Annotated in this window: 9 protein-coding genes; 4 read left to right on the top strand and 5 right to left on the bottom strand. The window is 49.5% G+C overall.

From position 1 onward, the window contains the following. Positions 1-21: 21 nt before the first annotated feature. From ACN0YN_RS14580 to ACN0YN_RS14590, 3 genes are read left to right on the top strand one after another with little or no spacing between them, the layout of a single operon-like run. Positions 22-6384 (top strand): hypothetical protein, encoded by a 6363-nt coding sequence (locus ACN0YN_RS14580; protein ID WP_417385751.1) that lies wholly within the window; start codon positions 22-24, stop codon positions 6382-6384. Between the two features lie 25 nt (positions 6385-6409). Next, positions 6410-7051: a hypothetical protein gene (locus ACN0YN_RS14585; protein ID WP_417385752.1), complete on the top strand. Its 642-nt coding sequence runs from the start codon at positions 6410-6412 to the stop codon at positions 7049-7051. A 60-nt stretch (positions 7052-7111) separates the two neighbouring features. Beyond that, positions 7112-7915, top strand: coding sequence for a hypothetical protein (locus ACN0YN_RS14590; RefSeq protein WP_417385753.1), 804 nt, complete (start codon positions 7112-7114; stop codon positions 7913-7915). Positions 7916-7982: 67 nt separating this feature from the next. Here ACN0YN_RS14590 and ACN0YN_RS14595 read toward each other — a convergent pair whose 3' ends face one another. The 5 genes from ACN0YN_RS14595 to pgi form a co-directional block, all read right to left on the bottom strand. Beyond that, positions 7983-11066, bottom strand: a complete 3084-nt coding sequence (locus ACN0YN_RS14595; protein WP_417385754.1) for a hypothetical protein — start codon at positions 11064-11066, stop codon at positions 7983-7985. A gap of 47 nt (positions 11067-11113) precedes the next feature. Continuing rightward, positions 11114-12439 (bottom strand): FecR domain-containing protein, encoded by a 1326-nt coding sequence (locus tag ACN0YN_RS14600; RefSeq protein WP_417385755.1) that lies wholly within the window; start codon positions 12437-12439, stop codon positions 11114-11116. After that, positions 12436-12981: a sigma-70 family RNA polymerase sigma factor gene (locus ACN0YN_RS14605; protein ID WP_417385756.1), complete on the bottom strand. Its 546-nt coding sequence runs from the start codon at positions 12979-12981 to the stop codon at positions 12436-12438. The genes ACN0YN_RS14600 and ACN0YN_RS14605 overlap by 4 nt, the downstream gene beginning before the upstream one ends. Before the next feature lie 461 nt (positions 12982-13442). Continuing rightward, positions 13443-15467, bottom strand: a complete 2025-nt coding sequence (gene tkt, locus ACN0YN_RS14610; protein WP_417385757.1) for a transketolase — start codon at positions 15465-15467, stop codon at positions 13443-13445. Between the two features lie 95 nt (positions 15468-15562). Then, the gene (gene pgi / locus ACN0YN_RS14615) at positions 15563-17203 is read right to left on the bottom strand and encodes a glucose-6-phosphate isomerase (protein WP_417385758.1); all 1641 of its coding nucleotides are present in this window, start codon (positions 17201-17203) and stop codon (positions 15563-15565) included. 587 nt (positions 17204-17790) lie between these two features. On the opposite strand from pgi, the gene ACN0YN_RS14620 reads away from it, so the two are divergent. Further along, positions 17791-19128 (top strand): DUF1501 domain-containing protein, encoded by a 1338-nt coding sequence (locus ACN0YN_RS14620; RefSeq protein WP_417385759.1) that lies wholly within the window; start codon positions 17791-17793, stop codon positions 19126-19128. Positions 19129-19169 lie beyond the last annotated feature (41 nt).

Genomic DNA, 19169 nt, shown 5'->3' on the forward strand with positions numbered 1-19169 from the left:
CAAGTTACCAAGGATGGTAAAATGTTGCGGGCCCTGGGAATTGTCTTTCTCGTCTTACTGGTAATGTTGATGGCGGTCGGGGGGGGATTCCTCAGCCACTTCCTGACTCGGATCAACTCGCCTCAGGTTCAGAACCAAAATCTCCAGCAGGTCAATCACGCTGTCAGTCCGGGTGGAGGTGCATATCCAGCAAATTACCAGTCCGCTCCCCTGCCTTTCCCCCAGTCCAGCCAGATGCAGGCGGTACCTGTTCAACAGCAGGTTAATCCAATCCCTGTCACTGTTAACCAGAACCCACTCTCACAGCAACCAAACGCACTCAGGCAGGTCAATGCGGTAGCAGGAACATTGACGCCTGCTACGCTGGCTTCCACTGCAGTGATGCTGGTTCCACAGAAAGAATTCAAGATTGTTCAAGTTGAGAGTACTGACAAGATTATCTGGAGGGACAAGCTATTACTGAATAATGGGAAAAAGCAACTTCTGATTAAATCTGGAGCCCCTTTAGTCATAACAATAGAACAAACTGAGGATGAAAATCCTGCAAACCCAAACGACATTATTAAATTCGTACTCAAGTCAAATACTTCATCTAATGAGATAGAGAGTGATACTCCAGAAGTAATAAGCAGTGGTAAACAAATTAGGGCAACTTTCGCACTGGGGAACGATTTTCAAGCTGGTGTCTATGATTTCGAGCTGAAAACTAATTCTAATGCTGATTTGAAAGAAGTGGGGCAAGCAACAAAATTTATCTATCCCAGCCTGAATCTCAAGCCAGAGATTAAATATATCTCTGTCCACAAATACGGAAATAGAGAGTTCCAAAGTGATGCTACATATCATGTGTATGATGGTTTTATTCGCGTCTATCTATTATCTGCAACCGGGCAGGAAAGCTTTCTCTTTGTAGATAATCAGAATCAATATCTCAAAAATGTGACTGTTACCAGAAAAACGAAACTTGCCGGATCAAATAATTATTGGAGTTACGATTTAAGAATACCATTTGACAATTTACTCCAGGGAAACATATTCGTCTTGCATCAACAGGGGAGTATGCACGCTTATGCGGATACTGCAATCAAGGTGAGTAAGTTGAATGAGCTTCGTGAAGGAGTCAATATACTCAGCGTGAAGCTTTGCGATAGCAGTAATAATGAATTGAAACATCAGGGGACTGGAAACTACTTTACGAACAACAGTGAATGCCAACTCCGAATTCAAGTCAACAACGGAATTGATAATGGCAATTTAGTTGGTGTTCAATTTGTTGTTTTAGACTCAAAAGGAAATTTACTCAGCGAAAAAGTAATCGAAGAAGTCTCTGAACAGGCTACAGTTACTGAAGGGGAATCAGAAGTAGAACCAGCGGCCGCTAGTGAGGTTGCAAATCCTAGTACCTATAGTATCAACCTTCCGATTCATCTTCCCAATGTAGGAAAATACACACTGTTTCCCAAGCTTTTTCAAGGAATTCAGGCACTACCAAGCATCCAGATTGCACCGGTCCAAGTCAGTTATGCTTCAGGCGCACCACCTAAAGGTATCGTCGACGCTTCTTCATTCAGCCAGATTGCCGGTGAAAACGAATTTACGATCTCATTTGATAAAAACTACCCCGTGGATCAAAGCACGATCACGAAGCCCTTTACTGAGAAAATTGTTATTAGCAAAGAGGGAGGAATTTCAGATAATCTGGCTATCAAATCTGCGGAGTACCTTGCCCCCAATAATGCAATCAAGTTTCAACTTGAGAATGCGACTTCACCTGGGCTGTATCACTTAGAGATCAAGGAGACCGTAACAGACCTGCATGGGATTGCCATGACGGGGACCTATGACGTTCCCAAGCTGGTTGCCAGTGGTGATGTGACTGTGGGAATCACACGCGGTCTGCAGGGCAGCACCGGGAACTATGTGCAATATCCCGAATACACGCCCCCTCGGGAGAACTCGGTCGGCTTTAATCCCTCGGACAAAGTAGTCACCCGCGTTGCCCGCCTGTATTACTTCCGCGATGCACACCGTGTCGCTCAGATTATCAATCGGAAAATCCGTTCGTATAACCGACATGGCGTGGAAATGAAAAATCAACTGGCAGGAGAGGCGCTCAAAAAAGCGGAAGCCGCGACTGACCTGCGAAAACAATTCGAAAAGAATGCCATCAATGCAGCCGTCAAAACACGACAGGCAGAAGCGAAGCTGGAAGACCTGCAGCAGGCTCTGAGCCGCAGAAGCAATGAAACTCAACAGATCCAGCGTGATATTCAGGAAATGGAAGGGGATCTGAATCGACAGCGGTTTCTGAAGTCACGGGATTATGCGAACCTGCCTGGTCTTTCAGATTCAGAGAAAGAAGCCGAACAGGAAGAACTGCAGAAATTGAATGAGAAAATTTCACAAGAGCAGACCGAAGTCCAACTTGAGCGGGCCCGACTCAGTCTGTCTACCGCCAATACGGATTCTGCCTTAACGCGGTCTCGAATTCAGACTGCCCAGACTGCTGTCGAAACGGCTCGGGCAGAAGAAATACGCCTGAATGACGAATGGGAAGTCTCACAGCGAAAAGAAGAGCGGGCTTATGCAGAAGAATTTCGCAGACGCGTGGCAGCCGCTCATGAAGACCCCGATTCCTTTGCGGAAGGCGTTCCGAATTCAAAAGATCCGGTCGAACAGGTCTCCCTGTCCGTGATTGGTACAGGATTGATCCAGCTGCGTGGGCCCCTGAAAGGAGTCAACGAAGTCCGCACGATGATCAACCAGATTGATGCCCCCGTCGGGCAGGTGCGTATCACCCTGCATACAGTTCAGATTAATGGCGAACATGCTGACCGCATGGAAAAAGTGGCAATGCAGATTCAGCGCTACATAGATCACTCCCGGTTTCTGACGATGCAGTCAGCCCAGATGCTCCGTAATTCGATTGTCAAAATCGCCAGCCAGAAAGCAGCCCAGGTTGATGCAATGTGCCCCGAACATTCTCAACATGCACGCGACCTCAAATATGTCGAAGCGTTCTTCGGTGCTGATTTTCTGCATGCCCTGTATGAAATGGATTCCGAATTCCTGAAGACCGGCAATAAACTGCTTTCGATCAATTCCATGGATTCCACCAGCCTGTCGTCTGCGTTATTCCTGATGGCACTGGCCAAGAACAGTGTGCGAATGGAAATCCTGGCAGATTTTCAAATGCAGATTGAAACACAGCTCCCGCTCGACGAACAGGATTACTTCGTTGCCTCCGGGATGACCAGTAAACACGATTTCAAGAAATTCCAGTTTCTGGCCCACAATGCAAAGTTCGTCTCATTGCGAGGTTTCTTTAACGCAGACGTCATGGGCGACGACACACTCAATCCGCTGCAACGCGAATTCATTCGCCTGGCCCAGATTTTCAAAAGCCGACTCGTCACCGAAATCGAATTGAAAGAACGCGTCCTGGAGCGATCAGTGATTGAAGACCGGATTGGTGATTATCACAAGATGATGCTGGAAGCGCAGAATGATGAAGATCAAGCCAGAAAAGCAGTACAGGAAGCAAGAAAAGTTCGTACTCAAGAACTCATTAAATTGACTAAAGTATTTCAGAACATGGTAGATATTTTAGTCCAGGATGCGCGTTCACAACTTCCCGATGTCAGTGAATTAATTGACCTTGATAAAGACTGGCGTTTCGAAAAAGACGCTCCCATTAGATCCAAGGTAATAGCAATAGAGAACGCAGCAAAAAAAGCAGGTATTGATGCGATAACTGCTGAAGCAAATGTTTCATCAGCACGGAAGGAATTAGTAGCTCAACAGAAACTACTAACCAGACGTCGTTTTTTAATTTTTCAAGGAGATAAATTCCGTTACTATATCCCTCCAACTGAATCAAGCGAGGGAGAAATTACTGACAGCAGTAACGAGGTGGTAATTATCGATTGTATTGATACTGTCACGATGAAGTCGTATGACAAAAGCCTCTGGGATGATAAATGGAACCATATGATCCAGAGTATAACTATTGAGTTACAAGATCTGCATAATATCTGTAATAAGTTTAATTACCTTGAACCAGAGCATCAGATCCTTTTGCGAAAAGAAAATCATTATTTTGATAAATTCAGAATTAATTACTGCGAAAAAAATCCAGAAGGGGATTATATACAGCCACTAAAAGTAGAAAATGATAAAACAAAAATTGGAAATGTTATCCTGACTTTATCAATTGGAATCAGTGAGTATTCTAAGCTGATCGAAGCGATCAAGATTCAAACTCGGGAATATGAAACCCGGGCAAAAAGCATTCTGGTAAAAATTGATCAGAATTTTCAGGAAGCGTATCAGAACTGGCTTAGCCTGAGTAATCAGTTTATTTCCCAATACAAAGACAAGGAGCTGAAAGCTAAGGCTCAGCGGGAAATTAACAAAGTCAATGAGAGCTTTCAAAAACTCTTCGATGCAGAAATTAAAGAAAAAACAGCAATCGCATTACTGGAAGGCTCTCGCCGTCCTCTCGACCACAAAAAGTTCCTCGACATGCTCGTGGATGATGTGGAAGAAAAGTATATCGATCTGATTGAAGGGACGCGGGCGCATACGGCGAACATTGACAACTATATGCAGCGGATTGCGACGGCGCTCGAAGATGACTTTAAAACACAATATTATGATCCTGCATTCCGCTACGTTCGGGAAACCAGTCGCTACTGGGACGTCAGCTTTGCCCAGGTGGAACAAACCAGTATCCTGACAAACAATCGACAGTTCGCCCGTGTCGCACCTCAGGCGACCATGGAATTCGATCTCCCCAAACGGGATATTCTGATCAATGAAGCCTTTGAGTCTGCTTTAGCCGCGTATAGCGATTACGGCGCTTTGATGAATGATCCGAACTTCCTGGCGTTGACGAAACTGTATGGAGGTCAGCCCGCCAGTGAAATCTATACCGCTGAAGGATTCTCTCCCCGTATTCGGAATGTCCTGCCGGGCACTCCGTCGGTGATGGATGAGGAATATCTCAGCCAGGGTCCCTCCGGTCCGCCAAAATTTGGATCTCAACTGGAAGGTCTGATCCCTGATCCTTCTGTCTATAAGTTTGAGACAGGAACGGCGTTTGAAGTGCGTCCCGTCATTCAACCTGACGGTCAGGCAGTCGTCTTCCATCTGAACTACGAGTACACCACCAATATTCGTGAACCAATCCGCGCGGACGAAAAACATCTGGGACGGGTCAAGCGGCACTTCATCGATACTGACGTCCAGACCGGAAATTATGAATTGCGGGAGGTCAGCCGTTACCAGGTCGCATTGAAGGCTTCGCGGACTTCCCGAGGCGTTCCACTCCTCGAAGATGTACCCGGCCTGGGAGTCCTCTTCCGGCCGCTTCCTCAGGGAGAAGCTTCGCTCCAGGAAAATATCATTATGGCGCAATCCGTCATTTACCCGACGCTGTTTGACATTATGGGGCTTCGCTGGGCTCCCGCGGTGGCAGACCTGGATACCATCAGTCTGCGAGATCAGGAATTTGTCACTCGTAACCGCCAGCGGGTGCTGAAGAACAAAGTAAGTGATTTTTCCAGCGGTCAGGTAGACGGTTTCCTGGACATTCCGGAAAAACAGCGTCGAGCTGACTTGTATCGAACTCAACAGACTATTCCTTATAACCACCCGTCGGGTTACACCGGACCTGGTTTGAATATCAAAGACAGTAATCTGCAGGAAGGCTATCAGCCTGAAGATATCCGCAGACCTTCCCGCTACATACCGGGAAAAGACCCGGCATTCATTCCGGGAGCAACGGAAGAATGGGCGCCACCTGCCGGTAGTCCCAGAATGCAGAATGTCCCCTTGCAGGAAGGTGCCCAACCGTCTTTCGAATCACAAGACAGTGCCGATTTCCAGGAACAGCAAACGCGTAATATCCAACCACAAAAAAGTAATCAAAGTGCAAGGAAGCATGTCAGCAGAATTCCGGGCGCTGGATCCCCTAGATCCATTCCCCCTGCTCCGCATTCCCCTGTTCTGATGGCTCCTCCATCAACCTCGGCGACTCAGAACAGGAAGTACTTCGATCGACAGCTCAATCCGACTTCATTTGAAGAAGAGGCTGCTCCTTCTGGAAGATTTAAATTTTCTTCTCCTCTCAAGGCACTGAAGAATTTGAACTTCAAGAAATCAGATCCGAAGCAACCAGCGGGGCATGTGCGACCGATCAAATATGAAAATACCAGTCCTCACACTGAAGAGTCACCACAGGGTCTCTTTGGGATTCCATCGATTGTAAAACCCCATCAGGTAAAACCCATTTCAACTCAAACTGAGCAAAAACCTGCGAAACCCTCATTGTGGTCTCGTTTTTCCGAGAAACTTCCCGGCCTGCCTCATTCCAGAAAATAATTCGTACCATCAACAGGATAATAAAATGCGATTCGTGGCCATTGTAATCAGCCTGGTAGTGGTAGGAGGCAGTTTTTTACTGACCGCCTGGGCTGGAAACCTGATTCCTCATAAAGTGAAAGCCAAAAAGCGCTGTTCATTGGGAAGCAGCTATCGTTACCAGGCAACCGATTCAACTCCCGTCAGTGCAGTGACGTTTACCGTTTTAAATCTCACCGATGCCGAAGTTGATTCCTCATCCAATCCAACAAACCCGGTACCGGAAATCACGAAAATATATCAGCAATCAACCAGTGGACTGCAGTTAAATCACTGTTCTATTTCGAATACTGCCATCCTGCTGGAACAGGATGGCAGCTGGAGTATCAATCTCAAAGCAACTCAGAACCCTTATTCGGTTCCGAATAACCTGAGGCCGATTTATTTGAGATTTAAACGAAACAAATTTTTCGTCACAGTGCGTGGCCTGGGTTCTGCCTCAGGGGCAATCTCCCCTGATAGTGATGATCTGGGACGGCCAGTTTTGTTCGAACAGAAGCTGGAAGGTTTCTGGGTCGAACAGGGACAAACCCGGTTTATCTTTGAGCAGAGCAAAAAGAAAGATCTGAGGATTAGGGATTTTTACAACCACATCGACCGGGTTGAACTGTTATTTCATTACGAGTGATTACATATCGCCGCTGAAAGCATTGTTTTTAAAACAGCATTCAAAAGGACTTGAATCAAGATGCCTGGAAATAAACGCAACAACTGGACGCGTTGTCTGATTGCAGGCATCGTCTTGCTGATGAATCATTCAATCTGGGCGATTGATCATGTTGCCCGAGTTTCACCCGTTGATGAAATCATCGTCATGGAACCAGGCATCGACAATGAAGGGAAACCCAAAGCCATCATTCAGAAAGGCGAGCATGGCGATACGGTTGATATCCCCCCCACTGTAATTGTTCACAAATACTATTATACCGGTGACAGGAATTTTCAGGGACCGTATTTCCCGGGAGGTCCGTCAATTGTCGTTGTCAGTGATCCTGTGACACATGAGAGACTTTATCTGGAAGTTCAAATGCTTCCGGGAGCGCCTCGTGTGACATACCGTAGAAATTCGATTGATTATGATTTTGGAAAGAAAGGGATCAAAATCCAATTTGCCAGCAAGTGGGATTTCATTCACAAATGTAAGCCGCGTGTCTCGTACCATCATGGGAAATCGCAAATGAAAAAGATTGCGGAAAGCCTGCAGAAGCACTCTGATAAACAGAGTTCCTGGCTGGAACGAACGGGCATCCCGCAGGCAACGGTAACAGTTGTTTCTGGGACGACGACAATGGCTGGCAAAACTGCAGACGGCATTCACTTTGTCGGAAAAACGATTTCGACTCCCGTTGTTAAGATTGTGAATTCCACGCCGTTAAACGCGTTGTTTACCCCTTCCCCTGAAGCAGAAGCAATCAAACTCAGAGACCAGAATGTAAGAAATGCCGAGTTTCAACAGCGAAATCGTGATCTCTATATCCCTACAAATCGCTGAAACAGATAGAAAAACGGCTGTTGCTTGATAGCAGTTTCTGAAAGTGATTAAGGGGAGCGGGATCTGCTTATTCTTCGCCGATAGTCCATACAAAGACGCGTCCTTCCTGTGTACCAGCAATGATTCGGTTGCTGCGAGACGAGACATTAAGATCTCCAACCGTCCGCGTTGGCACGCTGAATTCTGACAGACGCTTCATTGATTCAGCATCATCAATAAAAACTCCATTGCTGAAACGCACCATCACCAGAAACGGACTGTCTTGAATCAAATTGATATGTGATAACCCATTCCGTTGCGTTATGTCACTCAGCTGCTTTCCGGTTGCCACATTCCACCTGCAGATCTGGCCGTCTGCACCGCATGAAGTAATTTCAGATCCATCTTTATTGAATACCGCCCCATTCACACTCGCGCGGTGCCCTTTCAATTCCACAAGCGGCTTCCCGTTCTTTGCATCCCAGAGCTGTAAACGGCCGGGGAATTTCCAGCCACGCTCATTGCTCGTACTGGTCAACAGTTGCTTTCCATCAGGCGAATATCGTACGAAGTGAACCGCGCCTTCATGGGGAATCTTGATTCGTGATTTCCGTGTTGCAAAGTCCCAGATTCTGACCGATTTATCTTCCGAACCTGAAGCAACTTCCTTTCCATCAGGGGTAAAGGCCAGTGACCAGATGCGAGCCTGGTGGCCATACCGTTTATCGAGACGCTTCATCTGATCTAAATCCCAGAAGATCACACCGCTCCCGAAACCAACGGTGACCGCGCGCTTTCCGTCCGGTGAAAGGGCACCCGCAGAAACCACTTCCTGGTTATCAAGTGACTGAATTATTTTCCCCTGATCAACATCCCAGACATAGACCTGTTTGTCATGACCGCCGGTAACTGCCCGTTTTCCCGTTTCATCCAGCGCTGCAAATCGAACATATCCATCGTGTCCGGACAGCATGCGCGGCGGCTTCGGGGACTGCCAGCATCTGCTGACATCACCGGTAATGTTCGCTACCAGCAGAGACGAACTGTCATCAGCAATTTTCATGTCGCTGATCGGTCTGCCTGTGTAGACCGTGGAAAGTTCCCGCAGGTTATCGAAATCAAAAGTCTGCAGATAACCGGCGACCGTGCCTATGGCCAGCAGACGCTGATCCGGATTAAATACAATCGATGTAATCCCCTCGTCCGGGTAGGCATCCGGCCATTTTATAATACCTTCTGATTCTGCCAGCCCTTCTGGTATCAACAGGGAAGTACGTACTGATACTTTCCGCTCCTGCTTACCTGTCCTGGCATCCCACAAGATGAATTCTCCCTCTCGACCACCACTGACCAGCCAGCGGCTGTCCGGGCTGAAAGACAGTGCCTGGGCGACATTATCATGACCATTCTGAATCGAACGTTTGGATTGTTGAGCAACATCCCAGATGACAACGGTACGCCCCTCACCTGCTGTCGCAGCCCAGAGTCCATCAGGCGAGAATGTCGCTGCCCTGACCCGACCTTTATGCGCCTGTCGCGAAATGGTCGGCGCATTTTCTTCTGTCTTGAACCAGACCGCATTCCCTACCGCATCGCCTGCCAGTAATTGTTTTCCATCAGGCGCCAATGCCAGTGATGTAATGGGAGATCCTGTTTTGGAGACCGGAAAGGTCGCTGTCGGAGCAGACGTTTTTAAATTCAACACCGTAACCTTACCTGCACTCGTACCACAGTAAACCTGATCGGGACCGTACACAACCGTGGTCACGTAGCTCCCTTTATTCTTCCCCCCTGGTTCAGGTAAAGCAATTTGCTTCTGTACCAGACCGGTTGCAACATCGGTGCTGATGATGGTTTCCGCCCCTTTCAGTGCGATAATACTCTTGCCGTCAGGACTGATTTTAGGGGCAACCAGAGGACGATCCGTTTCCTGTTTTTCTAACCAGCGCGGCTCAGCCGATCGATCCCCGCTAAACACCAGCAGGTCCCCCGTTCCTGTCGCGGCAACCCAGGTCTGTCCATCCTGATCGGCCGCCAACGCGGTCACAAGAGTCTTAAGTTTGACCTGTTCTGTATTACCAGGATTCGATTGTTTTCCGAATCTGACAATGCCATCCGCTGTCCCAAACGCAAAGTCGTGTGTGCGCGAAGCAACAGCAACGACAGTCATTCTCTCCGCGGGCTTCAATGTTTCTTTTTCAGCAACGTTCGGCTGGAACGGGGGTGGCATCGTCTCTTTCCCCGTGGACGCAGCAATCACATGCAGACTGTGATTGGGAAATCGACCAAAGAGACTTTCATCGTCAACAGCCTGAAACCATGTATTTTCCGGCAGCTTGACTTCCTGCTTACTGACGAGCGTATTGTTCTTAAAGTCGTACCAGCGGAGTTTGCTGTCTGTACCCAGCGTCCACAGACGATCCGGTGCCACGAAGCGGATTTCAGAGGAAAAGCGTCCCTCTCCATCAATGGTCTGGGAAATCAATTTCCCGGTTTCGACCTCCCAGATGAAGAGCTGATTATCGTGTCCCAGACTGGCCAGTATTTTTCCGTCAGGAGAGAAGTCCAGACTTCCAATTGATAATCGGTGCCGTTCCCAACGTTTGGCGGGTCCCTCTGGTAACGGTTGTAATACAAGCGTACGATCCCTCGCTCCATATGCGAGCATCTGACTGTCCGGTGAAAATGCGACGGCTGTCACTCCCAATGGTTCATGACACTCTTTCACCACCTTCCCGGACTTCAGTTCCCAAATCTGTAATAGCGATGCATCTGAATTGATGTGACGACTGACGGCAGCATACCGTCCATCCGGCGACACATTCAGCATTTCAACACGCGGGGTAGAATACACCACGGTATCATGCTTTCCATCATAGTAGCCGGGACCGATGTTGCGGGAAGTATCAGCTTCAGTAATAACAACCGCTGGTTGATCCGGAGTCTCTTTGACAGTCGGTGTTGTGGGAACTTCCGATATCTCCCGCGAAACTGAAGCGGACGGACTCGGTTTCTCCTCCGGTGGAGCCGGTTTCTCACTGGGGCTGGCCGTGGCTTCCGGCAGAGGAGTAAGCTGAACTTCCTCCTTCTCTGAACGATTACACCCCTGCAGGACCAACAGCCACAGGATCAGTGGCAGGAACAGTCTTCGGTTGTAAAGTTGATTTCTCATACTTACCTCATACCATTTGTTGTTGAAACATCAGTGTGAATTTGCGTCTATTGACTGTCAGCCCGGGTAACCCAGACGCGATCAATCATGAAGCCATCAGTTTCACTTTCACCACTGAAAGAGATTTGTACGGGGACCCGTCCCAGAGCTGGTTTGTCTTTTGCATAAGATATCAATCGAAATTCGGACAGCGGAATGCTCACTGTTCTCCATTCACCGGACTGATTCTGCCAGAGACTCAAATCGACATAACAATACGTCAGGACAGGCCGGGAATCTTCGTAGGTTCTCGCGTGCAGATAGATATGGAACCAGCCGGGAGGCTGCACTTTAAATCTCAGATTGAGCAGAGAATCTTCATGCCAGAAAAACAGACCGGACGGATTCAGTGGTGACTGAATCTTCTGGACCATCTGCTGATCCTGAAGTACGGAAACGGACCTGACAGCACCCCGGGAATTTTTCGGAAGTGAATCTCTGACTCTTTTCCCCTGCCAGCCGACAGGGAGACCAGACTCAAAGTCGACACTCCATTCATCCGCAGGGAGCGGCCACTCCACAATGGAAAGTGGTGTTGATTCCGTTACCGGCAGGAGCTGACCGGCCGTGACCGACTGCTTAGCACGATCAGCATTCCGAGTGACCTGGACTTTGCCTTCCAGCACTGCCACCTCGCTCCGCTCAGGCGTCGAGAGTAGTTCCAGTTCGGTTCCCAGTACCTGCACTTCCGAGTTGGGTAGAATAAAAGTAAGAGGATTGCCTGAACTTTGGGGCGTTACTTTTGCATTGATGCTGCCTGACGGAACATGGATTCCACCGCTTGAACGAGGGTTGACGACAACCTCGGTTTCCGGTTGAATGCGAATCCGGGTCTGATCCGCAAGCAGTAACGTCGCCGAACTGGCACGACCGGTTTGCACATGGTCCCCTGGTTGCAGTGGTTGAGGATGACTGCTGATCGCTTCTGAAGAAATCAATAAAGCAGGCTGATTGCTTCTGATAATCTCTACCCGACCAGAAACATTTACTAATGTTCCCGGCATCTCTTCAGCCAGACCATTCCAACTCAGCCAGCCAATAACGACCATCAGAAGCATGGCTACCACTAACGAAGCAGGCCACCAGCGCCTCGTGGGTTTGACTGATCGGGTCGGAGAAATCTGTTTATTCGCAGAAGCGAATTCTTCAGGTTCACTGTCATACTGCCAGCGTAGTTGCGTCAGTAGCTGACAGTAACGAACATACTCAGTCCGAAATTCCGGATCGTCTTGCAGCAGTTCCGCAAACCGACGTTCCTGCTCTTCAGTCAGTTCGTCATCTGCCATGGCATTGAGTAGAATTGACCATTCTTCAGGTTGAATGAACTGACTCATGAATGTCCCTCTGCTGCCAGGGTCCGTTCAATACACTGACGTAATTTATCACGAACCCGACGCAATGATGCAGAGACGGCCTTGGATGTTTTTCCGATGTCAGCAGCTAATGAATTGACAGCACCGTCTGGTTGATATCGTCGTGATATCAGGTCGCGCTGCGTTGCGTCGAGTTTCTGCAGACAATTTTGCAATGCTGCATTGCGGCGGTCGTACTGCTCGGATTCGGTACTGGCTGTATTTGCAATTTCATCCAGTAATTGATCATTGTAAATCATCCCCTTGCGGGCCTGTTGTGAGCGATGCGACAGAACCTGCAGCCGGGCAATGGCAAATGCCCATGCGAAATAGTTGGTCCCCGGTTCGTATGAGTTCCGTTTTCGCCACAGGACCACATTCGTTTCCTGAAGAATATCATCTGCATCAGCGGGATGGTGTACGAGAGCATAAATATAGGCGTAAATTCTGCGCTGCGCCTGGGCAATCAGCCGGACGTGCTCCTCGTTTTCAGTTTCTGATGCTTGCTGTTCGTTCTTGTTCATTCTGGTTACTCCGTCTGAAAGGAAATATACGCAGACTGAAATATCCCACGATAATTTCGACGAATTTTTGAGATTTATTTAAATTTGTTTCGGTGTAATCAGAACGTGGATTGGTCTTCTGTGAAGTGTTTTCATTTCATAGAACTGGTCTGATTCAGAAATATAAGATAACAGATATTCTCATCTTCCCTAAGGATCAGATCAGGAGAGCAAGCTGTTTTATTCGACTGGTAGAACAGCAGCAGGTGCGCAGCACTGCCTTGAAATCTGCCGAACACAAAGCCATGTGACAACTGTGATTGGGGAGGAGGGGAGCATCAAAGCCGAGGAGCGGTTGAAGAAATGAGCAATCAGCTGGCAGAAAAAAAAGCAGTAACAGAACCAGTATCCTGATTCTGTTACTGCTATGAAAATTGCATCAGAGTGTGGAAGAGGGCTCTACACCGTTCCATTTCTTACAGTTACTTCAGCAGAGCTTTAGCCCGCTGGCAGACGTTTTCTACGGTGAAACCGTATTCCCGCAGCAAAATCTCACCGGGGGCGGAGGCACCAAAACCGGCAATACCAATCGCGTTGGTCTGGGAATCAAAATAAGTCTCCCAGCCTAAAGTGGAACCGGCTTCAATACCAAGCAGAGGCACACCGGGTGTGACGACCTCATGCCGGTACGCTTCCGGTTGTTTCGCAAACAGTTCCCAGCAAGGCAGACTGACAACCCGGGCACGAACCCCTTCACCAGCCAGTTGCTTCTGTGCTTCCAATGCCAGATGCACTTCAGAACCGGTCCCCACCAGAATCAGATCAGGGGCACCGTCTCCTTCAGCTTCTGACAGCACGTAACCACCCTTTGCGACTCCGTCCGTGAGACCTTGGTATTGTTCCAGGTCGAGAATCGGAAGTTTCTGTCTGGTCAATATCAGCGCCACTGGACCATCCTGTCGTTCCACTGCGATACGCCACGCGGCTGCGGTTTCATTCGCGTCAGCAGGACGGACGACAAACAGATTGGGAACGGAGCGTAGACAGACCAGTTGTTCGATCGGCTGATGCGTCGGACCATCTTCGCCCATGCCGATACTGTCGTGAGTGAATACATAAATGACGGGCAAGTGATTGATCGCCGCCAGACGCATTGGAGGACGCATGTAATCACTGAATACCAGAAAAGTCGCGCCGTAAGGAATCATTCCCCGATGATAAGCCATACCGTTCAGGATGGCTCCCATGGAATGCTCGCGGATACCAAAATGCATATTGCGTCCCGCCAGATCATCCGGCTGAAAAGCACCAACGCCATCCATCAGCGTTTGTGTACTGGGAGCGAGGTCAGCAGATCCGCCCATCAACTCAGGCAATTTCGGTGCAATGGCATTGATACATTTGCCTGATGCAGCACGGGTCGCCAGCGCTCCGCTCTCAGCGGTAAAGGTCGGCAGGGAAGCGTCCCAGTCCGCAGGCAGCTTACCGCTCATAATCCGATTGAACTCTTCGGCCAGTTCAGGATATACTTTGCCGTAGGCAGCAAGTTTCTCTTCCCATTCGGCCTGCGATTCTTTCCCCCGGGTGACAGTCTGCCGGAAATGATCCAGAGCCTCCTGCGGAAGATGAAAATCAGGTTCTGCAGGCCAGCCTAAACGTTCCTTGGTCAGACGGACTTCATCGACTCCCAGTGGTTCACCGTGAGCAGATGCGCTGTCCTGCTTATGCGGGCTGCCGTAACCGATATGAGTTCTGACAGCAATCAGCGAAGGCTGGTCTGTCTGTTCCCGAGCGGCCTCAATCGCTTTTGTTACCGCTTCAATATCGTTTCCGTCAGCCACATTCTGAACGTGCCAGCCAAACGCAGCGAAGCGGGCACAACGATCTTCCGTGAAGGCAATATCCGTATTCCCTTCAATCGTGATATGATTGTCGGCATACAGGACGACCAGTTTGCCAAGCCCGAGGTGTCCTGCCATGGAACCTGCCTCGGAAGCAATCCCTTCCATCAGGTCGCCGTCACTGGCAAGGACGTAAGTAAAGTGATCGACGATGGTGTGCTCGGGCTTATTGAACCGGGCTGCCAGATGAGCCTCTGCAATCGCCATCCCAACTGCACTGGCAAAACCTTGTCCCAGAGGTCCGGTCGTTGCTTCCACACCGGGGGTCATACCGAACTCAGGATGTCCCGGAGTTTTGCTTTCCCACTGCCGAAACTGTTTCAGTTCATCCAGAGGCAGGTCATACCCGGTGACATGCAGCAGGGAATAAAGTAATGCACAACCATGGCCGGCAGAAAGCACGAAACGATCGCGGTCGGGCCAGTTGGGATCAGTCGGATTCACACGCAGAAAGCGGTCCCACAACGTATATGCCATGGCGGCAGATCCCAGCGGCAGACCTGGATGACCAGATCCCGCTTTCTGAACCATATCGACAGATAAAAGACGTAATGTATTGATACAAAGCTCATCCAGAGCCGTTGAAGTAGCAGCAGAGGTTGTCATTTGCAATTACCTTAAAAAAGTTTCCATGTTTCGAGTATTATATTCACTTCACCCCACTGTTGCAGGCACAGCGACCGGGCAAATCCAGAAAGCTCTCAATTCTTCTTGAGCTTCCGGTAGTGACGAATGAGGCAATTCGTCGAGGAATCGTGATTCAGTTCTGGTTCCGCCTGGCTCTCAAGCTCAGGAGTGATTCGCTGGGCCAGCGCTTTACCAAGCTCAACGCCCCACTGATCGAACGGGTCGATATTCCAGATCGCCCCCTGGGTGAAGACTGAATGTTCGTAGAGTGCAATCAGTTTCCCGAGTGCTTCCGGCGTGAGCCGATCCATGAGCATCGTATTTGACGGACGGTTGCCTTCAAACACCCGATGAGGCACAAGCCAGTCCGGTGTCCCTTCTGCTTTGACTTCTTCGGCTGTCTTTCCAAAAGCCAGCGCCTCTGCCTGAGCAAAGACATTTGCCAACAGCATGTCGTGATGCCGACCCAGCGGATTGAGTGGCTGACCGAAGGCGATGAAATCGCAGGGAATGAGTCGAGTCCCCTGATGAATTAACTGGTAAAAGGAATGTTGCCCGTTGGTACCAGGTTCCCCCCAGTAAATTGGTCCGGTATCATAATCAACGTGAGCCCCGTTCAGCGTGACATGTTTACCGCTGCTTTCCATTGTCAACTGCTGCAGATAAGCCGGGAACCGCTTCAGATACTGTTCGTAAGGCAGGACGGCAACGGTCTCTGCTTTGAAGAAATTGGTATTCCAGATTGTCAGCAGTCCTAAGATTACCGGCAGGTTTGCTTCGAACGGTGCCGTACGGAAGTGCTCGTCCATCTGGTGGAACCCGTCCAGCATCGCCAGGAAATTTTCGGAACCGATCGCCAGCATTGTGGAAAGGCCGATTGCCGAGTCCATGGAATAGCGTCCGCCGACCCAGTCCCAGAATTCAAACATGTTTCCGGTGTCGATCCCGAACCCAGACACTTTCTCCGCATTTGTGGAAACCGCAACAAAATGTTTCGCCACTGCGTTTGCATCACCGCCAAGACCTGCGAGCAACCAGTCACGTGCACTGTGCGCGTTGGTCATCGTTTCTGCTGTGGTGAAGGTTTTTGAGGAAATGATAAACAGGGTTTCCGCGGGGTCAAGATCAAGTGTGGCTTCTGCCAGATCGGTCCCATCAACATTGGAAACGAACCGGAAATTCAGATTCCGATCGGTGTAATAGCGGAGCGCTTCAAAAGCCATCACCGGTCCCAGGTCGGAACCACCGATACCGATATTGACGATATTCCGAATTCGCTGTCCGGTATGCCCCAGCCACGCACCGCTCCGAACCCGCTGCGTGAATTCAACCATCTTGTCCAGAACTGCATGAACGTGGGGAACCACGTTTTCGCCGTCGACAACGATGCTTGCCCCTTTCGGTGCCCGTAAAGCGATGTGCAGAACAGACCGATTCTCAGTGACATTGATTCTGTCCCCGCGAAACATGGCGTCGATTCGTGAGCGCAGGCCGGTCTCCTCTGCCAGATCCAGGAGGAGCTGGAAGGTCTCTTCTGTGATTCGATTCTTCGAGTAATCGAGATAGAGCCCTAATGCTTCGAGTGTCAATCGCTCGCCGCGTGTTGGATCGTCGGCAAACAGCGTCTTGAGATGCAGGCCTTTGACCTCCTCATAATGAGCCTCAAGCCTTTTCCAGGCTGCACACTCTGAGAGTAGCTGGTCTCCGGACGTCATATTTGCATTCCTTTTTCGTTACTCGTGTTAAGTCGTATCTTTTTGAGATCGGGTTCGAAGTCAGCCTTGTGACCGGATGTTCGACAATACCGCGCTGGGGAACTGATCATGTGTTGTTTTGCCGAGCCAGAGATCATGTTCCTGCTCGTGGATTTCCTGAGATGATCTTGAAATGGTACCACCGAATTTGTCAGGGAATCAAGCGCAACTCGCAATTCTGCCCAACGTCAAAGCATTGTCGTCAATTCCAGTAATCATTGGAATGCAGACGGGGAAAGAGTGTAGCAAATTTACAATTTCAATCCCCTGCGGATGATCCTGCATTAACAGATCGTATCTATTTTCCGATGAGAGTAGTTAGAAAAGCTGTGTTTCTGCAACCGTCAGTACACCCATTAAACGGATCATAACACAAATCAGTTAAAACAGGCCTCACCAGCAGCTTAATCTGTCTCTTCCCGTCTTGATTTGAGTGACTGAAGTGGACAAAACAGCCGTTCAGAATTAAAATTAAGTTAAGTTATTTCCATCCTTACAAATATCCTCCGCTGTGCCCGACGTCTTGGTTTTCATTCCTGGAGCTGGTTATGCTAAGTATTTTTGATGTGTCCGGGAATCAATTCTGTAATCAGATTTCTCGCCGGAACTTCATCAAAATCGGCTCCCTGGGTGTGGGCGGTCTCAGCTTACCGCAATTACTGAAAGCAGAACAGCAATCGGGAAAAACGAACTCGAAAAAATCCATTATCATGATCTACCTGCCTGGCGGCCCTCCGCATCAGGATATGTATGATATCAAGATGGATGCCCCTGCTGAGATTCGAGGCGAGTTCACTCCCATCTCAACCAGTGTCCCGGATATCCGGATCTGCGAACACCTGCCGCGAATGGCACAGATCGCGGATCAATGCATCTTCGTGAATTCCCTCGTCGGTTCCATCGGTCAGCATGCCTCGTTCCAATGTATGACCGGACACAGCGATCGAAATCAACCCGCGGGTGGCTGGCCCGAATTCGGTTCGGCGCTCTCCTACCTGAAAGGCGATCCCCAGTCGACTTCGCCGGCTTATGTGAATCTCTCTCCAAAGATGCAGCATACCCCATACAACTTTGGCAAGAACAGCTTCCTCGGCATGTCCCACACTCCCTTCAATCCGAACGGAGAAATGAAAGGGGACATGACCCTCAACGGCATCACCCTCGATCGTCTGCAGGATCGCAAACGCCTCTTGAAAAGTTTCGATCAGTTCCAGCGCGAGGCAGACAGCTCGGGCTCCATGCGGGGACTCGATTCCTTTAACGAACAAGCCTTCGGCGTACTCACTTCTGGAAAACTCGTCGAAGCACTTGACGTTTCTAAAGAAGACCCCGCCGTTCGCGAACGTTACGGTAAAGGAACAGATCGCAAACAGGGAGATGCGGCCCCGCGTCTGAACGAACAGTTTCTGCTCGCCCGCCGTCTGGTGGAAGCAGGTGCCCGCGTCGTCACACTCAGTTACAGTTTCTGGGACTGGCACGGCAGTAACTTTAAACATGCCAGACAGAACTTCCCCGATTTCGATCAGGCCATTACCGCTTTGATTGAAGACCTGCATCAGCGAGGTCTGGCGGAAGACACCACCGTCATCGCCTGGGGCGAATTTGGACGGACTCCCAAGATCAACAATAACGGCGGTCGAGATCACTGGCCCCGCGTCTGTAATGCGTTGCTCGCCTGTGGCGGCATGAAAACCGGTCAGGTCATTGGCACCACCGATCGACTGGGGGGCGAAGCGCAGGATCGTCCTGTCCATTTCCAGGAAATCTTTGCAACCCTCTATCACAATATGGGAATCGATGTCGAACGCGTCACCCTCCCCGATCACGCCGGCCGTCCGCAGTACCTGGTCGATAGTGGCTACCTCCCGCTGCCTGAAGTCATGTGAAATGTCTGGCGGATTGCCACATTGATCTGTCCTACAATCAA

This window comes from Gimesia sp., assembly GCF_048260065.1.
Classification (GTDB): Bacteria; Planctomycetota; Planctomycetia; order Planctomycetales; family Planctomycetaceae; genus Gimesia.